A 3,619-nucleotide genomic window follows, 5' to 3' on the forward strand; every position below is an offset into this window, starting at 1 on the left:
GGTTGGGGCTGCTTTTTGAACCCGAAAGTGGGTTTGGGCGGTCTGTAAACAAGGGATTGGTGTCAAACTAAGGATTATGGTTGCAGGGGATTGCTTTAAAACATATCTCACGATCGCTTGATAATCCTGATACTGCCTCTGCTACATAAGAGCAACCACACATCACTCCCTGCGAGCCGGATTAGAAGTCATTTACAAATAAATAGCCCAAGTTGGGGACAACGGACACATGGGTTCCCATAAATCCTGTCGGCGTTGCTGAATCAGAATATGACTTATGAAACAGGCGTGCTCTTGAGGAGTGTCACCTGTCTTCATTGAAATAGAGGTGTTGTATACTATAGATAGATTAACTGAGGGTACTTCTCATGCCCTGTCGTGAGTGCAAGCCTACGCATATTTTAAAAAATAGTCACCGCCACGGTAAATACAATGAGAGTTATGTCCGTAGTTATCGCCTGTTCGTTAGACTGTGGTGAAACCCAGCGCGACTAAGGCGATGACCTAAAAAAGCAGTGCCTTAAACAACTGTACTTCAATGGCATGGTTTTCCGAGCCTGAGAGCCGATCGCAAGCCTAGATCGCACCACGGTGATTACCTTGGTCTGAAAAGTCCGATCGCTGCTTTCCCATCTGTACAATCGGCAAAATATTCCCCTCGTCGCAAAAATGGATGAACTCGAAACCTTTATTGGTTAAAAAAACAAGATAGCCCTCCCTTGGCTGTTGAGCCCCTCAAGCCAAGAATTTGAAGCATTGTTTGGAGTGACCGCAGTCTGGGAACGTAGAAGCCGTTCTGGGTGCTGGTGGTGGATTGGGGAATCTAGCTTCTACGTCTGGTGGGCGATCCTAGTTTTATTTGAGATGGCGATCCGATTGTCAGCAACGCTTACATCACCGGAGTCGAGGCAGAAAACACCTGGCTGTGGCACGATCGCGCGAGGCTGTACCGCAAGACTTTGTGGTATTCCAAGTCCGAAGAAATTCTGACGGACTCGATTCGCTAGGTAGTTCACTATCTCGGCCGATTCTGGGATGTTCCGGTTCCTGCGTAATTCATATCAAGTCCGGTGCTACGGGACTTGATAGGAACCCGAGTCATCGTTATATACAATCTATTTGCGAGCTTGGATGAGGAGCTAGAATCAAAGAGAAATGACATACCCCAGAAAATTAATCGGCAAAGAGTAGAAAATCGTTGAGTCACTCCAGCCCCAAAATAACAGCACCAGACCGCTGGGAGCGGACAAAACGACAAATCCTGAATGGCATATCCTATCAACTGGGACGGCCAGCTCAAATACCCGCCATCTTAACCCACCCTATTGTGGCACTACCAGCAGTGGCGGGCAGCCGGAGTAATAGAGCAAATCATAGATGCTTGGCACGCCAGTAGCGGAAACACAAGTAAAAAAAACCGAGTACCTTACTTGTGATTGACTCGCAAGCGGTAAAAAACACCTGTAATGCTGGGATTGAATCGAAACTGTTTTGTTTCTACAAATCAAGCCACGGCATCCCACTATCGATTGGTAGAAAAAATAGTTAAGCTGTTTCACCTTTAAAACTTGTAGGTTCTCGGCAGTGTTGCGAAGCCCACCCCACTCATTGTTCGATGATTTGTTGTGCAATTTCAATGCCGATCGAGCTTATTGTATATAGATAGGTTACCAAAATTTTCTCTACAGCTTGCCCGATCGCCCGCCCCATCATGCTAGAAATTTCCAACACAGTATTTATTGCCGATCGCGAAATCGAGATTAGCGCCATTCGCTCCCAAGGCGCGGGCGGGCAAAATGTCAATAAGGTAGCAACCGCTATTCACCTGCGCTTTGACATCGGCGCTTCTTCGTTACCCGATCGCTACAAGCAGCGTTTATTGCAACTCAACGATGGGCGAATCACCTCCGAAGGAGTGATTGTGATCAAGTCTCAGGAGCACCGCAGCCAAGAACAAAACCGCGAGGAGGCTTTGAGACGGCTGCAAGAATTGATTAAAAGTGCGATCGTCATCCCGAAAAGGCGCAAACCCAGCAAAGCGACTCGTAGTTCCCAGCGCAAGCGTCTTGACAGCAAAACCAAGCGGGGCCAGATTAAGGCTCTGAGAGGGAAAATTACGGATTGAGGGATGACTCGGGCGATGGGGCCGGTACGTGGTTGCGCTTGGGCGCTCTTCGATCGTAGAAAAGAGCGCCCAAGCGCAACTACATACTCTATGTTGTGCCAGTTGCGATCTACCTTTTGGATTTTTTATGTGTCAGGATTTGGTGGGCCTAAGTCATTCGGTAAATCATTAAGCGTTTTTCCGAGAGCTTTGCAAAGGGCTTTCATTTGAGCAATTGTCAATTCCGGCTCATCTAATCCTCGCTCCCATTTGCTAATGGCTTGCTGACTTAGGGTTTTTGTGCGACTTTTGTCGGGAATTTGTTTTGCTAAGGCGGATTGCGATAAACCAACAGCCTCCCGCAAGATTTGCAGTGCTGGTATATCTTTCGACTCTTGAGTTTGTTTATTTCTGGGCATATCATAAAAATTCACAACCAAAGTTGTTGACAAACCAAGAATTTACAACTATGGTTGTTTAAGATAGAGACAACAGAAAGGCGGCTCATTTAGCCGGACGGTGGAAACGCTTTGGTTTATAGCGAGCTGCCTTATTTGTAGTTTCTACTAATTATGCCTGCATACCCTTAGTATTTTCGGAGCTTGAGTGCATACCTCAAGCTCCTTTCCCTAGACATTTCTAAACCTCTGCGGGTTAGTTGTCTTTGGGTGAGGGCTCACGACTTGGCAAGTCATCGGGAATTTTAGTTACGTCTAATCCTAAAAGCTCAAACATAGTTTTGAGAGAAACTTGGTACAGGTTAGCCAGTGCAGCCACGTTTTCAACAGTTGGCATGGATTTTCCTGATTCCCAGTCAGCTTGCATCCGCTCTGAAACGCCGATATGTTGTTTGACTTGAGGGCGGGTTAGCCCAGCTCGTTCTCTGAGCAGCCTTAATGGGGACTTTTCCTTTTCTGGCGAATTTTCTTCTGTCATAGGACAAAATATTCATGATGCAAACGTCTTGATAAAACTTTGATAAGACGTAAACTTCATGTTTGTAGGTCGTCGGGAATCTTGGCTACGTCTAAGCCCATACATCTAGCAAGTGTTTTTAATGGTACGCCTAGCTCCCGCGCCAGAGCAATAGCTCGATCGAAGCGAGGAATGGCTTCTCCTCGTTCCCAATCGCCAATAATGCGAATTCCTACCCCCATTCGACGACTAAGTTCGGGTTGGGTCAAATTTGCACTTTCTCTCAGGTTTTTCAAGGTTATCGTTTCTCGATCTTCAGATTCCATTAATTATAGCATTTAATTGCTAGCATTTTAGTGCTTGACAAAGGTGGTATCTGGCACTAAAATGCTAGTAGACAAACAAAACAAAGGCGGCTGGGCAAGCCAAACAGTCAAAATGCAGGTTTGAAGAACCGCCGCCTTTGTAGTGTCTATCAATTGTGCTGGCATACCCAAGCCTATTTTTGGGGTTTGAGTGCATACCTTAAGCCCCTTTCTCTGAACTCGCCCGGAGGTGATGCGATGTAAAAGGTCGATCGACCTTACAACACAGCCCAAC

The 3,619-nt window shown here is 46.4% G+C and carries 6 protein-coding genes; 1 reads left to right on the forward strand and 5 read right to left on the reverse strand.

What is annotated here, in order from left to right; translation table 11 throughout:
• Positions 1-1,605 precede the first annotated feature (1,605 nt).
• Complete coding sequence (locus QT974_RS30245; RefSeq protein WP_333472080.1) at positions 1,606-1,728, reverse strand: hypothetical protein; 123 nt, start codon at positions 1,726-1,728, stop codon at positions 1,606-1,608.
• Here QT974_RS30245 and arfB point away from each other — a divergent pair.
• Positions 1,712-2,125 carry an alternative ribosome rescue aminoacyl-tRNA hydrolase ArfB gene (arfB, locus tag QT974_RS30250; RefSeq protein ID WP_333472081.1) on the forward strand — a complete coding sequence of 138 codons (414 nt, stop codon included), beginning with the start codon at positions 1,712-1,714 and terminating at the stop codon, positions 2,123-2,125. The genes QT974_RS30245 and arfB overlap by 17 nt on opposite strands.
• Before the next feature lie 125 nt (positions 2,126-2,250).
• Here the strand turns inward: arfB and QT974_RS30255 are convergent, their stop codons facing one another.
• From QT974_RS30255 to QT974_RS30270, 4 genes are all read right to left on the reverse strand, one after another.
• The gene (locus QT974_RS30255) at positions 2,251-2,523 is read right to left on the reverse strand and encodes a helix-turn-helix transcriptional regulator (RefSeq protein ID WP_333472082.1); all 273 of its coding nucleotides are present in this window, start codon (positions 2,521-2,523) and stop codon (positions 2,251-2,253) included.
• A 235-nt stretch (positions 2,524-2,758) separates the two neighbouring features.
• Positions 2,759-3,040, reverse strand: a complete 282-nt coding sequence (locus QT974_RS30260; RefSeq protein ID WP_333472083.1) for a helix-turn-helix domain-containing protein — start codon at positions 3,038-3,040, stop codon at positions 2,759-2,761.
• A gap of 56 nt (positions 3,041-3,096) precedes the next feature.
• Positions 3,097-3,345: a helix-turn-helix domain-containing protein gene (locus QT974_RS30265; RefSeq protein WP_333472084.1), complete on the reverse strand. Its 249-nt coding sequence runs from the start codon at positions 3,343-3,345 to the stop codon at positions 3,097-3,099.
• Positions 3,346-3,372: 27 nt separating this feature from the next.
• On the reverse strand, positions 3,373-3,619 hold a 247-nt coding region (locus QT974_RS30270), incomplete at its 5' end, for a hypothetical protein (protein WP_333472085.1).

Origin of the sequence: Microcoleus sp. BM001215392, from assembly GCF_036700185.1 — a bacterium.
GTDB lineage: Bacteria > Cyanobacteriota > Cyanobacteriia > Cyanobacteriales > Microcoleaceae > Microcoleus.

Excerpts from the sequence above, each read along its gene's own strand:
- QT974_RS30255 (WP_333472082.1), bottom strand. The coding sequence starts at position 2,523 with ATGCCCAGAAATAAACAAACTCAAGAGTCGAAAGATATACCAGCACTG.
- QT974_RS30265 (WP_333472084.1), bottom strand. The coding sequence starts at position 3,345 with ATGGAATCTGAAGATCGAGAAACGATAACCTTGAAAAACCTGAGAGAA.
- QT974_RS30260 (WP_333472083.1), bottom strand. The coding sequence starts at position 3,040 with ATGACAGAAGAAAATTCGCCAGAAAAGGAAAAGTCCCCATTAAGGCTG.
- arfB (WP_333472081.1), top strand. The coding sequence starts at position 1,712 with ATGCTAGAAATTTCCAACACAGTATTTATTGCCGATCGCGAAATCGAG.